At 32.8% G+C, this 15,343-nt stretch carries 15 protein-coding genes and 1 tRNA gene; 6 read left to right on the top strand and 10 right to left on the bottom strand.

Going from position 1 to position 15,343, the window contains the following annotated elements; translation table 11 throughout:
* The first annotated feature begins 453 nt into the window (after positions 1-453).
* The 3 genes from asnS to JOOMADRAFT_RS20135 all read left to right on the top strand — a co-directional run bounded on the left by asnS (position 454) and on the right by JOOMADRAFT_RS20135 (position 4,041).
* Positions 454-1,887 (top strand): asparagine--tRNA ligase, encoded by a 1,434-nt coding sequence (gene asnS, locus JOOMADRAFT_RS05205; RefSeq protein ID WP_008611799.1) that lies wholly within the window; start codon positions 454-456, stop codon positions 1,885-1,887.
* A gap of 91 nt (positions 1,888-1,978) precedes the next feature.
* The gene (rpoN, locus tag JOOMADRAFT_RS05200) at positions 1,979-3,436 is read left to right on the top strand and encodes an RNA polymerase factor sigma-54 (RefSeq protein WP_008611798.1); all 1,458 of its coding nucleotides are present in this window, start codon (positions 1,979-1,981) and stop codon (positions 3,434-3,436) included.
* Positions 3,437-3,711: 275 nt separating this feature from the next.
* Positions 3,712-4,041, top strand: coding sequence for a hypothetical protein (locus JOOMADRAFT_RS20135; protein WP_157136655.1), 330 nt, complete (start codon positions 3,712-3,714; stop codon positions 4,039-4,041).
* On the opposite strand, the gene JOOMADRAFT_RS05190 is transcribed toward JOOMADRAFT_RS20135, so the two are convergent.
* The 9 genes from JOOMADRAFT_RS05190 to JOOMADRAFT_RS05150 all read right to left on the bottom strand — a co-directional run bounded on the left by JOOMADRAFT_RS05190 (position 4,036) and on the right by JOOMADRAFT_RS05150 (position 10,457).
* Complete coding sequence (locus JOOMADRAFT_RS05190; protein ID WP_008611796.1) at positions 4,036-4,731, bottom strand: porin family protein; 696 nt, start codon at positions 4,729-4,731, stop codon at positions 4,036-4,038. The two genes, JOOMADRAFT_RS20135 and JOOMADRAFT_RS05190, sit on opposite strands and share 6 nt — an antisense overlap.
* 123 nt (positions 4,732-4,854) lie before the next feature.
* Positions 4,855-5,337 carry an ExbD/TolR family protein gene (locus JOOMADRAFT_RS05185; protein ID WP_008611795.1) on the bottom strand — a complete coding sequence of 161 codons (483 nt, stop codon included), beginning with the start codon at positions 5,335-5,337 and terminating at the stop codon, positions 4,855-4,857.
* Between the two features lie 20 nt (positions 5,338-5,357).
* Complete coding sequence (locus JOOMADRAFT_RS05180) at positions 5,358-5,978, bottom strand: ExbD/TolR family protein (protein ID WP_008611794.1); 621 nt, start codon at positions 5,976-5,978, stop codon at positions 5,358-5,360.
* Positions 5,979-5,997: 19 nt separating this feature from the next.
* A complete protein-coding gene (locus tag JOOMADRAFT_RS05175) occupies positions 5,998-6,417 on the bottom strand; it encodes a hypothetical protein (RefSeq protein ID WP_008611793.1) in 420 nt (139 codons plus the stop codon).
* A 24-nt stretch (positions 6,418-6,441) separates the two neighbouring features.
* On the bottom strand, positions 6,442-7,245 hold the full coding sequence (locus JOOMADRAFT_RS05170) for a MotA/TolQ/ExbB proton channel family protein (protein ID WP_008611792.1): 804 nt from the start codon (positions 7,243-7,245) through the stop codon (positions 6,442-6,444).
* A gap of 76 nt (positions 7,246-7,321) precedes the next feature.
* Positions 7,322-7,409: transfer RNA gene (locus JOOMADRAFT_RS05165), tRNA-Ser, on the bottom strand.
* Positions 7,410-7,479: 70 nt separating this feature from the next.
* Positions 7,480-8,499, bottom strand: coding sequence for an asparaginase (locus JOOMADRAFT_RS05160; RefSeq protein WP_008611791.1), 1,020 nt, complete (start codon positions 8,497-8,499; stop codon positions 7,480-7,482).
* Entirely contained in the window at positions 8,489-9,628 is a 1,140-nt protein-coding gene (locus JOOMADRAFT_RS05155) for a 1-acyl-sn-glycerol-3-phosphate acyltransferase (protein WP_008611790.1), read from the bottom strand. The genes JOOMADRAFT_RS05160 and JOOMADRAFT_RS05155 overlap by 11 nt, the downstream gene beginning before the upstream one ends.
* Before the next feature lie 61 nt (positions 9,629-9,689).
* Positions 9,690-10,457 (bottom strand): TatD family hydrolase, encoded by a 768-nt coding sequence (locus tag JOOMADRAFT_RS05150; protein WP_008611789.1) that lies wholly within the window; start codon positions 10,455-10,457, stop codon positions 9,690-9,692.
* A 52-nt stretch (positions 10,458-10,509) separates the two neighbouring features.
* Here JOOMADRAFT_RS05150 and JOOMADRAFT_RS05145 point away from each other — a divergent pair, with 52 nt between their 5' ends.
* Genes JOOMADRAFT_RS05145 through JOOMADRAFT_RS05135 form a run of 3 tightly spaced genes read left to right on the top strand, consistent with a single transcriptional unit; the run spans position 10,510 to position 13,616 of the window.
* Positions 10,510-10,950, top strand: a complete 441-nt coding sequence (locus JOOMADRAFT_RS05145; RefSeq protein WP_008611788.1) for a retropepsin-like aspartic protease family protein — start codon at positions 10,510-10,512, stop codon at positions 10,948-10,950.
* Positions 10,951-10,962: 12 nt separating this feature from the next.
* Complete coding sequence (locus JOOMADRAFT_RS05140) at positions 10,963-12,981, top strand: tetratricopeptide repeat-containing sensor histidine kinase (RefSeq protein WP_008611786.1); 2,019 nt, start codon at positions 10,963-10,965, stop codon at positions 12,979-12,981.
* Positions 12,978-13,616, top strand: a complete 639-nt coding sequence (locus tag JOOMADRAFT_RS05135) for a response regulator transcription factor (RefSeq protein WP_317133720.1) — start codon at positions 12,978-12,980, stop codon at positions 13,614-13,616. Before JOOMADRAFT_RS05140 ends, JOOMADRAFT_RS05135 begins: the two co-directional genes overlap by 4 nt.
* A gap of 493 nt (positions 13,617-14,109) precedes the next feature.
* On the opposite strand, the gene odhB is transcribed toward JOOMADRAFT_RS05135, so the two are convergent.
* A complete protein-coding gene (gene odhB / locus JOOMADRAFT_RS05130) occupies positions 14,110-15,336 on the bottom strand; it encodes a 2-oxoglutarate dehydrogenase complex dihydrolipoyllysine-residue succinyltransferase (protein ID WP_008611783.1) in 1,227 nt (408 codons plus the stop codon).
* Positions 15,337-15,343: the final 7 nt, after the last annotated feature.

The raw sequence follows: 15,343 nt of genomic DNA, 5'->3' as shown, positions 1-15,343 counted from the left end.
TACCAATAAATCCCCATTTGTATTAGCATCAAATGGGGATTTTACTTTAGATAATCATTTAATCATAATGTATTTACAAAAAAAAGTCTGCCGAAAACAAAGTTTCCGAACAGACTTTAAGGTTCCCCCAAACCTACATTCTTATATATTTTTATTGTGTCTTTTAAGACAGCGTATGCACTATTTTCTACAAATATATCAAATTAATATAATAGCATAAAAGGGTTTTTATCCCTTTTTTTATCCTACAAAAATTATCTTAAAATTTATAAGCTTATGTTAAATGTACGAAAAAATTTGATTTGTTCTACATCATTAATATTTAATTTTCTTGCATTTAACAAAAGAATAATGTTATGGTACAAATATTTTTAAGAATCAAAGCTACAATGCTTATAATTAATAGGTTTAAAATTTTATCTTTGTGCCCACAATTATTTGATGTAACCCATAATGAAATTAGATAACATTAAAGAACTGCTTGGTGGTGAGAAATTACTTCAAGAAGTTAGCGTTAAAGGATGGATTCGAACTTTTAGAAGCAACCGTTTTATTGCACTAAACGATGGTTCCACAATAAATAACATTCAATGTGTTGTTGACTTTGAAAATATTTCAGAAAAAATATTAAAACAACTTAATACTGGAGCAGCAGTTAGCATAAACGGAACACTTGTTGAGAGCCAAGGAAAAGGGCAAAATGTAGAAATCCAAGTTAAAGACATTGCTATTTTAGGAGAATCTAATCCGGAAGAATATCCCATCCAGCCAAAAAAGCACTCCTTAGAATTCCTTAGAGAGAAAGCGCATCTTAGAGTTAGAACAAGCACTTTTAGTGCTATTATGCGTGTTCGTTCTTCTTTATCGTTTGCTGTACATCAATATTTCAATCAGAATGGGTTTAATTATGTTCACACCCCTATTATTACAGGTTCTGATGCTGAAGGCGCTGGAGAAATGTTTAGAGTTTCTACGCTAGACATTAAAAACCCTCCGCTCACAGATAACAAAGAAATTGATTTTAAAGAAGATTTCTTCGGAAAAGAGACAAATCTTACCGTTTCTGGTCAATTAGAAGCCGAAACATATGCAATGGGATTAGGGAAAGTTTATACTTTTGGCCCTACTTTTAGAGCAGAAAACTCAAATACTTCTAGACACTTGGCAGAATTCTGGATGATTGAACCAGAAGTTGCTTTTCTAGATTTAGACGGCAATATGGATCTTGCTGAAGATTTTATAAAGTATGTCATTAAATATGCGCTAGATAACTGTAAAGATGATTTAGAATTTCTAGAGCAACGTTTATTACAAGAAGAAAAAACAAAGCCGCAAGCAGAAAGAAGTGAAATGACGCTTACAGAAAAGCTACATTTTGTAATAGACAACAACTTTAAGCGTGTAAGCTATACAGAAGCTATAGAAATATTAAAAAATTCTAAGCCTAATAAAAAGAAAAAATTCAACTATATTATTGAAGAGTGGGGTGCGGATTTACAAAGTGAGCATGAACGCTATCTTGTAGAGAAACATTTTAAAACTCCAGTAATTTTATTTGATTACCCTGCAGACATAAAGGCTTTTTACATGAGAGCCAATGAAGATGGGAAAACGGTTAGAGCAATGGACATTCTCTTCCCTGGTATTGGAGAAATTGTTGGTGGCGCCCAAAGAGAAGAACGTTATGATGTTTTAAAAGAAAAAGTGGAAGCCATGGGAATTGATGAAAAAGAGCTTTGGTGGTACCTAGAACTTAGAAAATTTGGGACGGCAACACACAGTGGATTCGGACTTGGATTTGAGCGTTTAGTGTTATTTGCAACAGGAATGACAAACATTAGAGACGTAATTCCTTTCCCTAGAACACCACAAAACGCCGAATTTTAGAATAAATTAACAGTAAACAGTAATAAAACTAGCATATGAACACATTTCATATAGCTAGTTTTTTTATTTTTATATAAAGGTTAAAAAATATATGCTAAAGCAGCAGTTACAATTTAAATTATCGCAGAAATTATCTCCGCAGCAGATTCAATTAATGAAATTGATTCAACTGCCTACACAAGCTTTTGAACAGCGTTTAAAACAAGAGCTTGAAGAAAATCCTGCATTAGAAAGTGGTAAGGATGATAATGATTTTGAGAATGACGATATCGATAATTCACAGCAAGACGATTACGACAACGAATCTATAAATGCTGAAGATATAAATGTAGACGAATATTTAAGTGACGATGAAGTGCCAGAATATAGGCTCCAAGCAAATAATTACAGTAGTGATGACGATGAAAAATCGGTTCCATACGCTGCGGGAACTTCTTTTCATCAGCATTTATTAAACCAGTTAAATACTTTTAGACTGAATGATGAAGAACGTGATATTGCTGAATTTTTAGTAGGAAGTGTAGATGAGAGCGGCTACATCCGAAGAGCAATACCAGACATAGTAGACGATCTTGCCTTTACTCAGAATGTATTTACAGAAGAAAAACAAGTAGAACGAATCCTTCATATAACACAACAATTAGATCCTGCTGGGGTTTGCGCCAGAAACCTTCAAGAGTGTTTATTAATTCAACTTGAAAGAAAAGAACCTACACAAAGTGTAGACCTTGCTTATGAAATATTAGACAAATCTTTTGAACAGTTTACAAAAAAGCACTACACCCGTCTAATTCAAAAATACGATATCACTGAAGAAGAACTCAGAGACGCAATACATGAAATAGAGCGTCTAAACCCAAAACCAGGAGGCTCTTATTCTGGAAATAATAGAATTGTAGAACATGTAGTCCCAGATTTTAACATTAGAATTGTTGACGGAGAACTAGAGCTAACATTAAACGGAAGAAACGCTCCAGAACTTCATGTGTCTAGAGAATATAATAATATGCTGAAAGGCTATAAAGACACTAAAACTAAATCAAAATCTCAAAAAGATGCCGTTCAGTTTATCAAACAAAAATTAGATGCTGCAAAGTGGTTTATAGACGCTATTAAACAACGTCAAGAAACGCTTTATGTAACTATGAATTGTATTATGCATTATCAAGAAGAATATTTTTTAACAGGAGACGAACGCAAACTTCGCCCTATGATTTTAAAAGATATTGCCGATACAATTGGAATGGATGTTTCTACTGTTTCTAGAGTTGCAAACAGTAAATATGTAGACACTCCTTACGGGACTAAACTAATAAAAGAATTTTTCTCTGAATCAATGAAGAATGATGAAGGGGAAGATGTTTCCACTAGAGAAATTAAAAAAATATTAGAAACTGTAATTAATGAAGAAGAGAAAAGAAAACCCCTAACCGACGATAAGTTAGCTGCTATTTTAAAAGAAAAAGGATATCCAATTGCAAGAAGAACTGTAGCTAAATACAGAGAGCAACTCCACATCCCTGTTGCGCGTCTAAGAAAAGAAATTTAATGCGAATATTTTCAAAATTAATTAGTCATATTTTTAATCCCTTATTCTTTCCGCTAGTAGGTTCGATTCTTTATTTTTTTATCACCCCAAAATTTAACCCACCCGAAGCTAAGCGATTAATATTACTTGCTATTTTAATATTAACAGTAATAATTCCTTTTATATTTTTCTTACTGCTAAGAAATTTAGGATGGATTACAAATAACGGACTGACTCATATTAAAGAACGGAAGATTCCTCTTTACATTTTCATTATAGTAATTTACATCACAATAATGAAAATTACTACGTTTGATTTTTCAATTGAGTTGTATTATTACTTTATTGGCATTTTAGGAGCTCTTTTAAGCTGTTTAATAATGATTTACTTCAATTTCAAAGCAAGCATGCATATGATGGGAATTTGCGGCTTAACAACCTTTATTTTAGGCTTGTCTTTTCATTATGAAATAAACATTACCTTAGGGTTATCACTATTAGTTTTAATTACTGGAATAGTAGCTACCGCAAGACTCTATTTAAAATCTCATACGTATCCAGAAATCATTATAGGATGTTTTATAGGTGTTATTACCCAATTCTTAACCTTTGGATACTGGCTATAAAATATAGAAGATTAATCCTGCTTTAAAGATTTGAGTATCCATTAAATCTCCGTCAATTGTATAGGTATTATCTTCAAAAATGTTAGAAAGATCATATTGCGCATAGAAGTTCCAGGTATTATACCCAAAACTAAAATAAACACCATATTGCATATCTCTAATATCTTTATTGGAAAATTTTATGGTTTCTGTATCGGCAACAAATTTTGAATTTCCAGAGATTAAGTAAGAAAGTTTTATTCCAGAATAAATTCGCCAAAATCTATAATCATCTGCTTTAGAAGATCGCCAACGAAACTCAATTGGAAATTCAACAAAATTCATGGTAAGGTTATTTCTATTGTAAGAAATATCGTCTGGAACTATTTGATAAGATATACTTCCATTTTCTGCTTGAGTAGCTAATAAATCGCTATAAATAGCATTAAAAGATAATCCTACACCAACTCCAAATCCAATATTACGTCTTTTATTGATAGGGATATCTTTAATAAAACCACCCATAATACCATAAGAAAAACTACTTTGACTAGCATTATCTGGAGCACTTACTAAAAGATTGTAATTAATTCCGAAGTAAAACTGATCTTCTACATACTTATCGTCTGGTTCTACAACAAAAAGAGAATCTTGTTGCGCCCATATTATAGAGTTTAAAAACAACAGAAAAAGGAAAACTATACGCTTCAATGAAAACTAATTTAAACTTATGTAGCAGTAAAGGTAATAGAAAAAGGAATTGTATTGAAGATAAAAAGCGCTTCAAATCTAAAGATAGAAGCGCTTTTTAAATATAAGTTTAACTGAAATGGATTATTTCAAGTTTTGAAAAGCAGTACCACCTCTGGTAGTATAGTTAATTTTTAATGCATTAACTTTTCTCAATTCTTGTTTAATATCCGATACGAGTCCCATATTGGTTTCGTTATCAACTTTCAAAGCAGTTGTAAGTACATTTTGTAACTCTTCACGCTTTGAAGCTCTCTCAGCAAGTACGTAGTTTGCTACCTCAGAAACATCTGCAAATTTATCATTTAACTGAATTTTTGCTGCTGTTCCAAATTTATCTTGGTAACGAGGACTAGGTTTACCTGCATAGATATAAATTACCCTGTCTTTTTTATCAAGTTTTTGAACTTGATCAGCATAAGGCAATTCATTTTTAATCATAAGGGAACTATCTTTCATTGTGGTAACGGTCATGAAGAAAAATAACAACATGAAAACGATATCCGGCAATGATGCGGTTGAAACCGCTGGTAAATCCCCCTTCTTTTTCTTTGTGAATTTTGCCATAATAGCTTATACTAATTTAATTAGTTATTTTTTGGTTCAGCCTCAGATAATTTTTGAGGATACATTTTCTGAATACGCTCTAACTTTGGTTTCAGATCATCTTTAATAGCGTCTGAAGTTTTAGGATCTAAATAAGTATCATTCATTTCCGTAAAATCTCTACCATAAAGTCTTTGCGCTTCTCTGTTTCTCAATTGATTATATGCAGCTACCAATTCATTCTGTACTGCTATATATGTCCCATACTCTGTCAATCTATCATTCTGCAAAGAGATGATAGCTTTACTAGGGTGATCTGAAGACTCAGGATTTTTTGGGCCTTGACAATAGTCGCAAGACTCTCCTTTTTCTCCTGTACCTCCACCATTATCCAAAAATTTTACAGCAGCTTCGCGAAGGTTCTTAAGATCCATCACTTCTTCTTCTACAAGTAAGTCGTTATTTTTATTAACAACTACCGTAAAAATATTTTTCTGCTTAATAATTGGCGGATTTTCTGGCGGCTCGATTGGTGGCAACTTACGATCTAATCCTGCATCTGTTTCAATGGTAGTTGTTACCAAGAAAAAGATCAAGAGTAGGAAAGCGATGTCTGCCATTGAACCTGCGTTAACCTCAGGCGGTGCTCCTCTTCTTGCCATATTATTATTATTTTTTTAATTATTGTTTCTTAAATCCTCCTACTACCATTGCAACTACCGCTACAATTGCTAGAATATAGAAAGACCATAAACCTGCTCCTACAGTTTTTACAGTTCCTTCAGTAACTTCGATGCCTCTATCTGCCATTTGTTGAAGATTTACATCTTTTCCTGTAGCAAATACAACATAACTTATTACTATAATTAAAGCAAAAGCAGCAACAGAAATTAATGCTTTCTTTAATTTATCTCCGTCTGAGGCTAGCCCCATAAGAGAAAGTACAAGTGTAATTCCTGCTATAATAACGGTTAGCCATAATCCTAGGCTTATCATTAAGCTAATAACACCTTCGTTGTCATCAGATTGTACTATTAAAACCCACAGCACTAATCCAATTACACTAAGTATTATCGCTAATATTTTAGCTATTTTATACATATCTTAAATTAAATTAAATGCTTATTATTTTTTGTGATCTACCAACATGTCTACTAAGATGATTGAAGCATCTTCCATGCTGTTTACTATACTATCGATTTTTGCGATAATGTAGTTATAAAAAATCTGAAGTATAATAGCCACAATAAGACCAAATACTGTTGTTAATAAGGCAACCTGAATATCTCCTGCAATAAGAGATGCATCTAGTCCACCAGCAGCACTAATTTTTTCGAATGCCTGAATCATCCCGATTACAGTACCCATGAATCCTAACATCGGTGCAATTGCGATGAATAAAGACAACCAAGAAACGTTTTTCTCTAATTGACCCATTTGCACACCACCATAAGCTACTACAGCTTTTTCAGCAGCATCAACACCTTCGTCAACTCTGTCTAAACCTTGATAATAAATTGATGCAATAGGACCTCTTGTGTTTCTACAAACGTCTTTTGCAGCTTCAACTCCACCAGACGCTAATGCATCTTCTACTTTTTGAGTAAGCTTTTTTGTGTTTGTAGTAGCCATATTCAAGAAAATAATTCTTTCAATAGCCACAGCTAGTCCTAAAATTAAACATAATAGTACAATACCCATAAAGCCTGCACCCCCTTGGATAAACTTTTCCTTAAGGACTTGTTGGAAGCCTTTTTCTTCTGCAGCAGGAGCTGCGTCGTCTTGTACTAATGCTGTTGCAGCATCGTCGATAGCAACAATTTCTGAGATTTGATCAGCCATAACTGGCGTTAAATCCTTTGCGTTGGCAGTTGTTGCGTTAAAAGCCAATAATCCGGCAATTGCCAGCATAGAGAATAGTCTTTTCATTTCTTCTAAACTTAAATTTGTTCGTTAATAGGGTTAAAGATAAAAAAAAAATGTTATTAAACATTAAAAACTACAGCAGAGAGGAAGGGATTCGAACCCTCGATACGCTTTTGACGTATACACACTTTCCAGGCGTGCGCCTTCGACCACTCGGCCACCTCTCTATATTACATATAGCTTTAGAGTGCCAAATAACGAATTTTTTTTTAGTTCTTAAAATTTATGTAGTTAATTTTAATTCATCTCGCCTCTTAAAGACGTTTCATATATGGTTTTGAACACTTTAGCTTGAATATTATTCCCAAGTAAATACATTAATTTTGTAATTGCAGCCTCTGTTGTAATATCTTTCCCGTTAATTACACCCGCTTTTTTTAGGTGAGAACTCGTTTCATACTGTCCCATTATCACACTTCCTCCAGAACATTGTGTAACATTTACAATTATTTTTCCCGATTTAATAGCTTTTTTTAACAAATCGTCAAACCATTTCTCGGTAGGAGCATTTCCCGCTCCGTAAGTTTCTAATACTATAGCTTTTGTAGTTGGGTTTGTTAATAAGCAACCTAAAGTATTTTCATTAATGCCAGGAAAAAGCTTTACTAAAGCAATATTCGCATCCATTTGTTTATGAACCTTCAACTTCTTTCGAGTTGACTTCAATAAATATTCATGATGCACTTTTAAATGAACTCCGCTTTCTGCAATTGCGGGGTAATTTAAAGAAGCAAACGCCTGAAAATGCTCTGCATTTATCTTGGTCGTTCGGTTAGCTCTGTACAGTTTATATTCAAAATACAAGCATACTTCTCTAATAACGGCACTGCCATTTTGTTTTAATGAGGCAATTTGAATGGAAGTAATTAAATTCTCCTTCGCATCGGTTCTTAAATCTCCTATTGGAAGTTGAGACCCTGTAAAAATTACAGGTTTAGATAGATTTTCAAGCATAAAACTTAAAGCCGAAGATGTATAACTCATGGTATCACTTCCATGAAGCACTACAAAACCATCGTAAGTTTCATAATTTCTCTCGATTACTTCTACAATCTGAACCCAAGAATCTGGATTCATATTTGAAGAATCTATAGGTTCTTCAAAAGAAATGGTATCAATATTACAATCTAAAAGAGATAACTCTGGAATCCGTTTTAACAATTCGTCAAAATTAAATGCATGGAGAGCTCCTGTTTCAAAGTCTTTCACCATCCCGATAGTTCCTCCTGTATAAATAAGTAAAATTTTAGCTTGCACTTACTTTATATTTTAAATGGTTTGTAACTGGGTGAGCATACATTCTTAAAAAATTTTCCAATTCAATTTTATCCCCTATTTGGACACGACGTTTAATCCGTCTTTTAAATTGACGCTTTTCTTTGTCTGAATAAAATTCTGAAAACTTAGTTGTATTATTGAGCAAATCATAAGCTAAATAGTTAGAAGGCCATAGCTTATAGTTTTTATATATTTCGGCATCAATAGTATCTGCCAACATTTGAAACTGCTTATTATTTGGCTCTCCACTATTCTTAATTTCATCTAATTCGGCAGAAAAAACTTTCCCTGCAGAAATATGAATATGTCTTTTCCTACCAGTAATTCCTTTTAAAATACTATTAAAATCTTCATTATTAGACTTTATATATTCTATTTCTTTATGCTTCGCCATTAATTCTGGCATCTTCAACACATCTGTTGGGTCGTATTCATAAGAAATAGAAATAGGAACTATTTTAAGCTTTTTAAAATAATCCATCACTTGGTCTTCATCATTTGCGAGCGCTAACATTTTCAAAACTCCTTGTTGGGTTTGATCATCTCCATTTTTTGTTCTCCCCTCTCGTTGCGCTATCCAAATAGACCTTTTTTCTTTCTGAAGTGAATTGCTTATATAAGAAGATACTAATTTTGAACTTTTAAGCATTTCTCGAGGCGATAAATCTCTTTTAATAATGAAGCTTCTATTTAGTCTAGACAATGCCATTAAAAAAGGTTTTTTTACCAAATTGTCTCCAATTGCCGAAGCTGTCATTACCAAATCATGTTCGTACAAGGCAACATTTAATAAAGAAGTATCTAAAATTATATCTCGATGATTGGATATAAAAAGATAAGATTCTCCTTTTTCTAGCTTCTCAAAACCATCTGTAGAAAAACCTTCGGAACTCTTTTCGAGCACCATTCTAATACTGTTATATATTATTTTACTCTGAAAATCTCTTATTGAATGACAACTTTCTGCTATTGCCATAATCTCCTCCATATTCTTATTGGGGAAAGTAAATTGAAGCATCGCCAAAACCATAGGATGCTCCATAAATTTCAAAAGGGCATCGTTGACTTCAGAATCGTAATAAGGTCTTATATCGTCTATTGTAATCACTCGGACTCTATGTTTAATGGCAAAAAAACAAAATTTAGTTCACTTTAACCGTAAAAGCTTGTTAAACTCCAAATACCTCTTTAGAATTATTAGTGGTAATGGTAACTATTTCTTTTAGAGAGGTATTATATATATCTACCAATTTTCCTGCAACTTCTGTTAAATACAAACTTTCATTACGTTTACCCCTATAGGGTGTAGGCGCCAAATAAGGAGCATCTGTTTCCAAAACAATTTCTGTAAGCGGAATTTCATTTAAAAAAGTATCAATCTTTCCATTTTTAAAAGTTACAACACCACCAATTCCTAATTTCATATTATAAGAAATAGCTCGTTTTGCTTGCTCTAATGTACCGGTAAAACAATGGAAAATCCCGAAAAGGTCTTCTCCTTTTTCACTTTCCAATACTTCAAATACTTCATCAAAGGCATCTCTACAATGAATTACAATTGGAAGTTTATATTTTTTAGCTAACTGGATTTGATATTTAAAAGCCTCTTGTTGCTGCTTTAAAAAAGTTTTATCCCAATATAAATCTATTCCTATTTCTCCAATAGCATAAAAACTTCTTCTAGTCAATAACTCTTCAATATGCTTTAATTCTTCCTTATAATTTTCTTTTACATGCGTTGGATGTAATCCCGTCATTAAAAAAACATTTTTGGGATATGCTTTTTCCAACTCCAACATGGCTTGCGTATAGGTAGAATCGATAGCAGGGATAAAAAAACGTTCAATTCCTGCATCTAGTGCTCTTTGGATCATAGCATCTCTATCTTCGTCAAAAGCCTCACTATATAAATGAGTATGTGTATCTGTTAAAATCATGGCGCAAAAATAACAGTTTAAACGGCTATATTTGCATAAAACTGAAGAGATAATGCAAAGTTTAAAAAAATTCTTGTTAGCAAAAGGATATATAAAAACCCCACTTACCCTCACCAAAACAAATCATTTTGAAGTAGTTGCAAAAATTAATGGTATTACTGGCAGATTTATTCTAGACACAGGCGCTTCTAATACTTGTATTGGTTTTGACTGCATTGAACATTTTAATTTAGAAACCGAGGCTTCCGAAGTCAAAGCAGCGGGTGCTGGAGCAACAAATATGTTAACACAGGTTTCTAAAAAAAATACTTTGGAGATGGAATCTTGGAAACTCAAAAAGCTCAAAATCGTACTTTTTGATTTAACACATGTAAATTCTGCACTTACTATTCATGATGCCCTTCCCGTTCATGGGATTATTGGTGCAGATGTTCTAAAAAAGGCCAAAGCTGTAATAGACTATAACAAAAAAACATTATTTTTAAAGTCTTAAAAACCAACTAGTTTGAAACCTAAGACTTTATTAACTACACTACTATTTTTTATAGTAGCACTGATTAATGCGCAAGAAAATATCAGCAATTTTGTGAAAGCATTAGACTCAGCGCAAAACGAAACTATAAAACTCCAAGTCTTAGACTCCATTATTAATAAGATAGACAAACAAGCTTATACAGATACGTATGTTACTTATACCAAAGATTATATTTCTATAGCTGAAAAGTTAGAAATGTATGACAAAATGATTGCTGCCTCTGTTAAAGTATTTTACTACATCAATAACATCCAAAACCATAAAGACGACGCTCTAAAAGTTGTTCTAAATGCTGAAAAATATTTAAATAGAACCAAAGATTCTTTTCTACTTGGAAGTGTTTACTTAAAGAAAGGTGGCGCTTATTATGATATAGATTTTAAAAAAGCAGCCGAAAATTACGCTAAAGCTATTTTAAATTTTGGAATAAAAGATTCCATTTACGTAGCCGACTCATACCTATTTAAAGGGCAAGCCGAAGCTTATCAAGGAAACTTCTTACAAGCTATTAAAGATTACAAAACCGCATCTATGTATTATGAGTCTCTTGGAGACGTGGAATATGTTATTCTAGCCAAAAGTGGAGTTGCAACTGTTTATGGAATGAATAAATTTTATGAGCAAGCTGAAAAAGCTGAAGACGAAGTAATTGCCTACGCAAAAGAGAACGATAAAGCAGATGCAATTGTAAGTACTCTTTACAACAAAGCCATACATTATAAAGAATTAAAAAACCCAAAACGACAAGAAGAATTACTATTAGAGGCTGAAAAAATTAATAAAGAAGCCAATAATAATGATGTTTACAGCAGCATATATATTGAAACTTCACTAACAAAACTTTATGTAAACATCAATCAACTCAATAAAGCACGTCAACATTTTGCTATTATCGAAGGCCTTAAAGAAGATATTGTAAATGAAAAACAATTAATGAATCATTACAAAATTGCGAAAGTTGCAATTTTAGAAGGCGAAAAAAAATACGAGGAAGCCATTGCTTTACTGAAAGAAGTTATTCTTTTTTCTGAAGAAGGAAAAAGTAACGACCATTTAGTTGATTTAAAAGAACAATTAGCACAACTCTATAATAAAACTGGAAACACCACTGCTTCATACAAAGCTTTTCAAGAATACAACACTCTAAAGGATTCTTTATTTAATGTTCAAAAAACCAACGCCCTCACCTATTACCAAACACTGTACGAAACAGAGAAAAAAGAGAAAGAATTAGTAACAAAAAACGCCTCAATTGAAGCTTTAAAGGAAGAAAACCAAGCCAAAAAACGACTTCTAGGCTTTTCTATAGCTGGATTAAGCTTACTGTTTTTATGTGTTTTCCTATACAGAAACAAACAACATTTAAAAAAATCGAAAATCCAGCAGGAAGATTTTAGTCAGCAGTTACTATTATCTCAAGAAGAAGAACGAGAACGTATTTCTAAAGATCTTCATGACGGAGTAGGTCAAAGTTTACTTCTAATAAAAAATAAAATAGCTTTAAATACAGATGAAAGCACTAGAACAATGTTTAATAACGCCATTGAAGAAGTACGTTCTATTTCTAGAGCACTCCATCCTTTTCAGTTAGAAAAATTAGGAATCACAAAAGCAATAAAAAATACAATTAGAGACGTAGACGAACACACAGATATCTTTATTTCTTCCGATATTGACGATATTTCAAATACACTTACCAAAGACCAAGAATTAAATTTATACAGAATTGTTCAAGAAACACTTTCCAATATTGTAAAACATGCTAATGCGGAAGCAGCAAAAATTTCTGTAATAAAAGAAAGCAAACGCATTCTTATTGTTATTAAAGACAATGGAGATGGTTTTGACTTTTCAGAAAGGTATAATGATTTTAAATCGCTCGGACTAAAAACACTTCGAGAGCGAACCAAATATTTAAAAGGAACTATGAAAGTTGATTCAGAAAAAAATAAAGGAACTACTTTCTCATACATTATTCCAATAGCATGATGAATCCATCCATTATAACTGCAGATGATCATCCGTTTCTATTAAAAGGTCTCAATGATTTTTTAATTGAGAACAAGTATAACATTTTAGATAGCGCTCAGGACGGAAACACAGCATACAATTTAATTGTAAAACACAAACCCAATATTGCTATTTTGGATATTGAAATGCCAAAAATGACAGGACTTGAAGTAGCTTTAAACTGTAAAAAGAATAATATAAAAACTAAAATTATTCTTATTACCCTACACAAAGAACCGGATCTTATTTATCAAGCAAAAGAACTCAATGTAGAAGGATATATTTTAAAAGAATTTGCCATTGAGGAAATTAAGCTTTGCATTGAAGAAATCTGTCAAAACAGAAGGTACTACAGTCCAATTATACTTCATAAAACAAAGTCTTTACAACTAAACAAAGATGATATCCTAGCCATTTTCACTCCTTCAGAAATAAAAATACTTCGATTAATTGCTAAAGAAAAAACAAACAGGGAAATTGCCGAAATGCTTTTTATCTCCATAAGAACCGTTGAAAAACACCGAAGTAATATTATAAACAAACTAGAAATACCCCATAAAACCAACGCCTTATTACTTTGGGCAATAGAAAATCAAGAACTTCTTCTAAAATAATATACGAGTAAGTACGTATTCCATTTATTACAAACATAGCGTAGCTTTATAACTCATAATCAACCTAATACCTAATTAATGATACCACTCTATGTTATAAAAAAGATTCCTACCTTATTATTATTCCTCCTCATATTTTTAATTGCAATAGCGCTATTTATTAACATTTACTGTCTTTTAACACTATAAACGATAGTATTTGTAATTCATCCTAGATAAATAGGGTAATATTCCCTTTGAAATAACTCATTAAATTATAGAATTTTACCAAACCAACTAATAATGAAATGATTATGAAGACTGACATCCAGCAGCAAAAAAATTCAAACGACATTCACTTAGCCGTAACTATTGTAAGTTTAGCTATGATTACTTTCCTTCTAAATTTATTTTTGGTTTTATCAATTTAGAATTCCGTTATATTAGCCAACCAAAATGAAAAACGCCCAACTGAAATTCAGTTGGGCGTTTCCAATTCTATAAAACTTATATTTTATAATTCTAAAGCTTTCTTAACATTACCGTCCATCAATAATTCTTCTGGACTTTCTAATGCTTCTTTTACGGCTACTAAAAATCCTACAGATTCTTTCCCGTCAATAATACGATGATCGTAAGATAAAGCCACGTACATTATTGGAGCAATTGCAATAGCACCATCTCTAGCAATTGGTCTTTCTACAATATTATGCATCCCAAGGATTGCACTTTGCGGCGGATTAATAATTGGAGTAGACAACATAGAACCAAACACCCCTCCATTGGTAATTGTAAAAGTACCTCCAGTCATTTCGTCAACTGTAATTTCTCCTTCACGAGCTCTTATTGCTAATCTTTTAACTTCTGCTTCAACACCTCTAAAGCTTAAATTCTCTGCATTTCTAATTACAGGAACCATCAAACCTTTTGGTCCAGAAACCGCAATACTAACATCACAGAAATCATAACTTATCATTTCTTTGCCATCAATCATGGAGTTAACAGCAGGATACATTTTTAATGCACGTACAACTGCCAATGTAAAGAAACTCATAAAGCCTAGACCTACTCCATGTTTCGATTTAAATTCGTCTTTGTACTGCTTACGCAATTCAAAAATCGGACTCATATCTACCTCATTAAATGTAGTTAGCATAGCCGTTTCATTTTTTACAGAAACCAAACGCTCTGCCACTTTACGTCTAAGCATTGATAATTTTTTACGCTCACTACCACGACTTCCAGTACTTGGAGTCCCCATAGATGGAGTAGCTTTTACGGCATCGTCTTTAGTAATTCGGCCGTCTTTTCCAGTACCTTTTACCTCTTTAGGATCTACTCCTTTTTCGGCTAGTACTTTTTTAGCTGCTGGACTTGCAGTACCGCTAGCATATGTTTCTTTTTTCTCCGGAGCTTTTTCAGCTGGAGCAGCTTTTTCTTCTTTTTTAGGCGCTTCTTTTTCTTCCTTTTCGGCTGATGCATCTTCACCACCCGCTGGTTTCTCTGCAGAAGTGTCGATTAAACAAACTACTTCTCCAACAGCTACCGCATCTCCTTCTTCAGCTTTAAGTGTAATAATTCCACTTGCCTCTGCAGGCAACTCTAAAGTAGCCTTATCAGAATCTACCTCAGCAATTGCTTGATCTTTCTCAACATAATCTCCATCCTCAACTAGCCATTCCGCTATCTCTACTTCTGTTATCGATTCCCCAGGAGAGGGAACTTTCATTTCTAAAACCATTGTTCTT

The organism is Galbibacter orientalis DSM 19592 (assembly GCF_000260115.1).
Taxonomy (GTDB): Bacteria; Bacteroidota; Bacteroidia; order Flavobacteriales; family Flavobacteriaceae; genus Galbibacter; species Galbibacter orientalis.
The sequence above is the reverse complement of the archived record's forward strand: the minus strand, read 5'-3'. Positions and strand labels throughout refer to the sequence as shown.

Bases quoted from the DNA above. Each gene is read 5' to 3' on its own strand.
- asnS (WP_008611799.1), top strand. From the start codon at position 454: ATGAAATTAGATAACATTAAAGAACTGCTTGGTGGTGAGAAATTACTT.
- rpoN (WP_008611798.1), top strand. From the start codon at position 1,979: ATGCTAAAGCAGCAGTTACAATTTAAATTATCGCAGAAATTATCTCCG.
- JOOMADRAFT_RS20135 (WP_157136655.1), top strand. From the start codon at position 3,712: ATGAAAATTACTACGTTTGATTTTTCAATTGAGTTGTATTATTACTTT.
- JOOMADRAFT_RS05185 (WP_008611795.1), bottom strand. From the start codon at position 5,337: ATGGCAAAATTCACAAAGAAAAAGAAGGGGGATTTACCAGCGGTTTCA.
- JOOMADRAFT_RS05180 (WP_008611794.1), bottom strand. From the start codon at position 5,978: ATGGCAAGAAGAGGAGCACCGCCTGAGGTTAACGCAGGTTCAATGGCA.
- JOOMADRAFT_RS05175 (WP_008611793.1), bottom strand. From the start codon at position 6,417: ATGTATAAAATAGCTAAAATATTAGCGATAATACTTAGTGTAATTGGA.
- JOOMADRAFT_RS05170 (WP_008611792.1), bottom strand. From the start codon at position 7,245: ATGAAAAGACTATTCTCTATGCTGGCAATTGCCGGATTATTGGCTTTT.
- JOOMADRAFT_RS05150 (WP_008611789.1), bottom strand. From the start codon at position 10,457: ATGATTTTAACAGATACACATACTCATTTATATAGTGAGGCTTTTGAC.
- JOOMADRAFT_RS05145 (WP_008611788.1), top strand. From the start codon at position 10,510: ATGCAAAGTTTAAAAAAATTCTTGTTAGCAAAAGGATATATAAAAACC.
- JOOMADRAFT_RS05135 (WP_317133720.1), top strand. From the start codon at position 12,978: ATGATGAATCCATCCATTATAACTGCAGATGATCATCCGTTTCTATTA.
- odhB (WP_008611783.1), bottom strand. From the start codon at position 15,336: ATGGTTTTAGAAATGAAAGTTCCCTCTCCTGGGGAATCGATAACAGAA.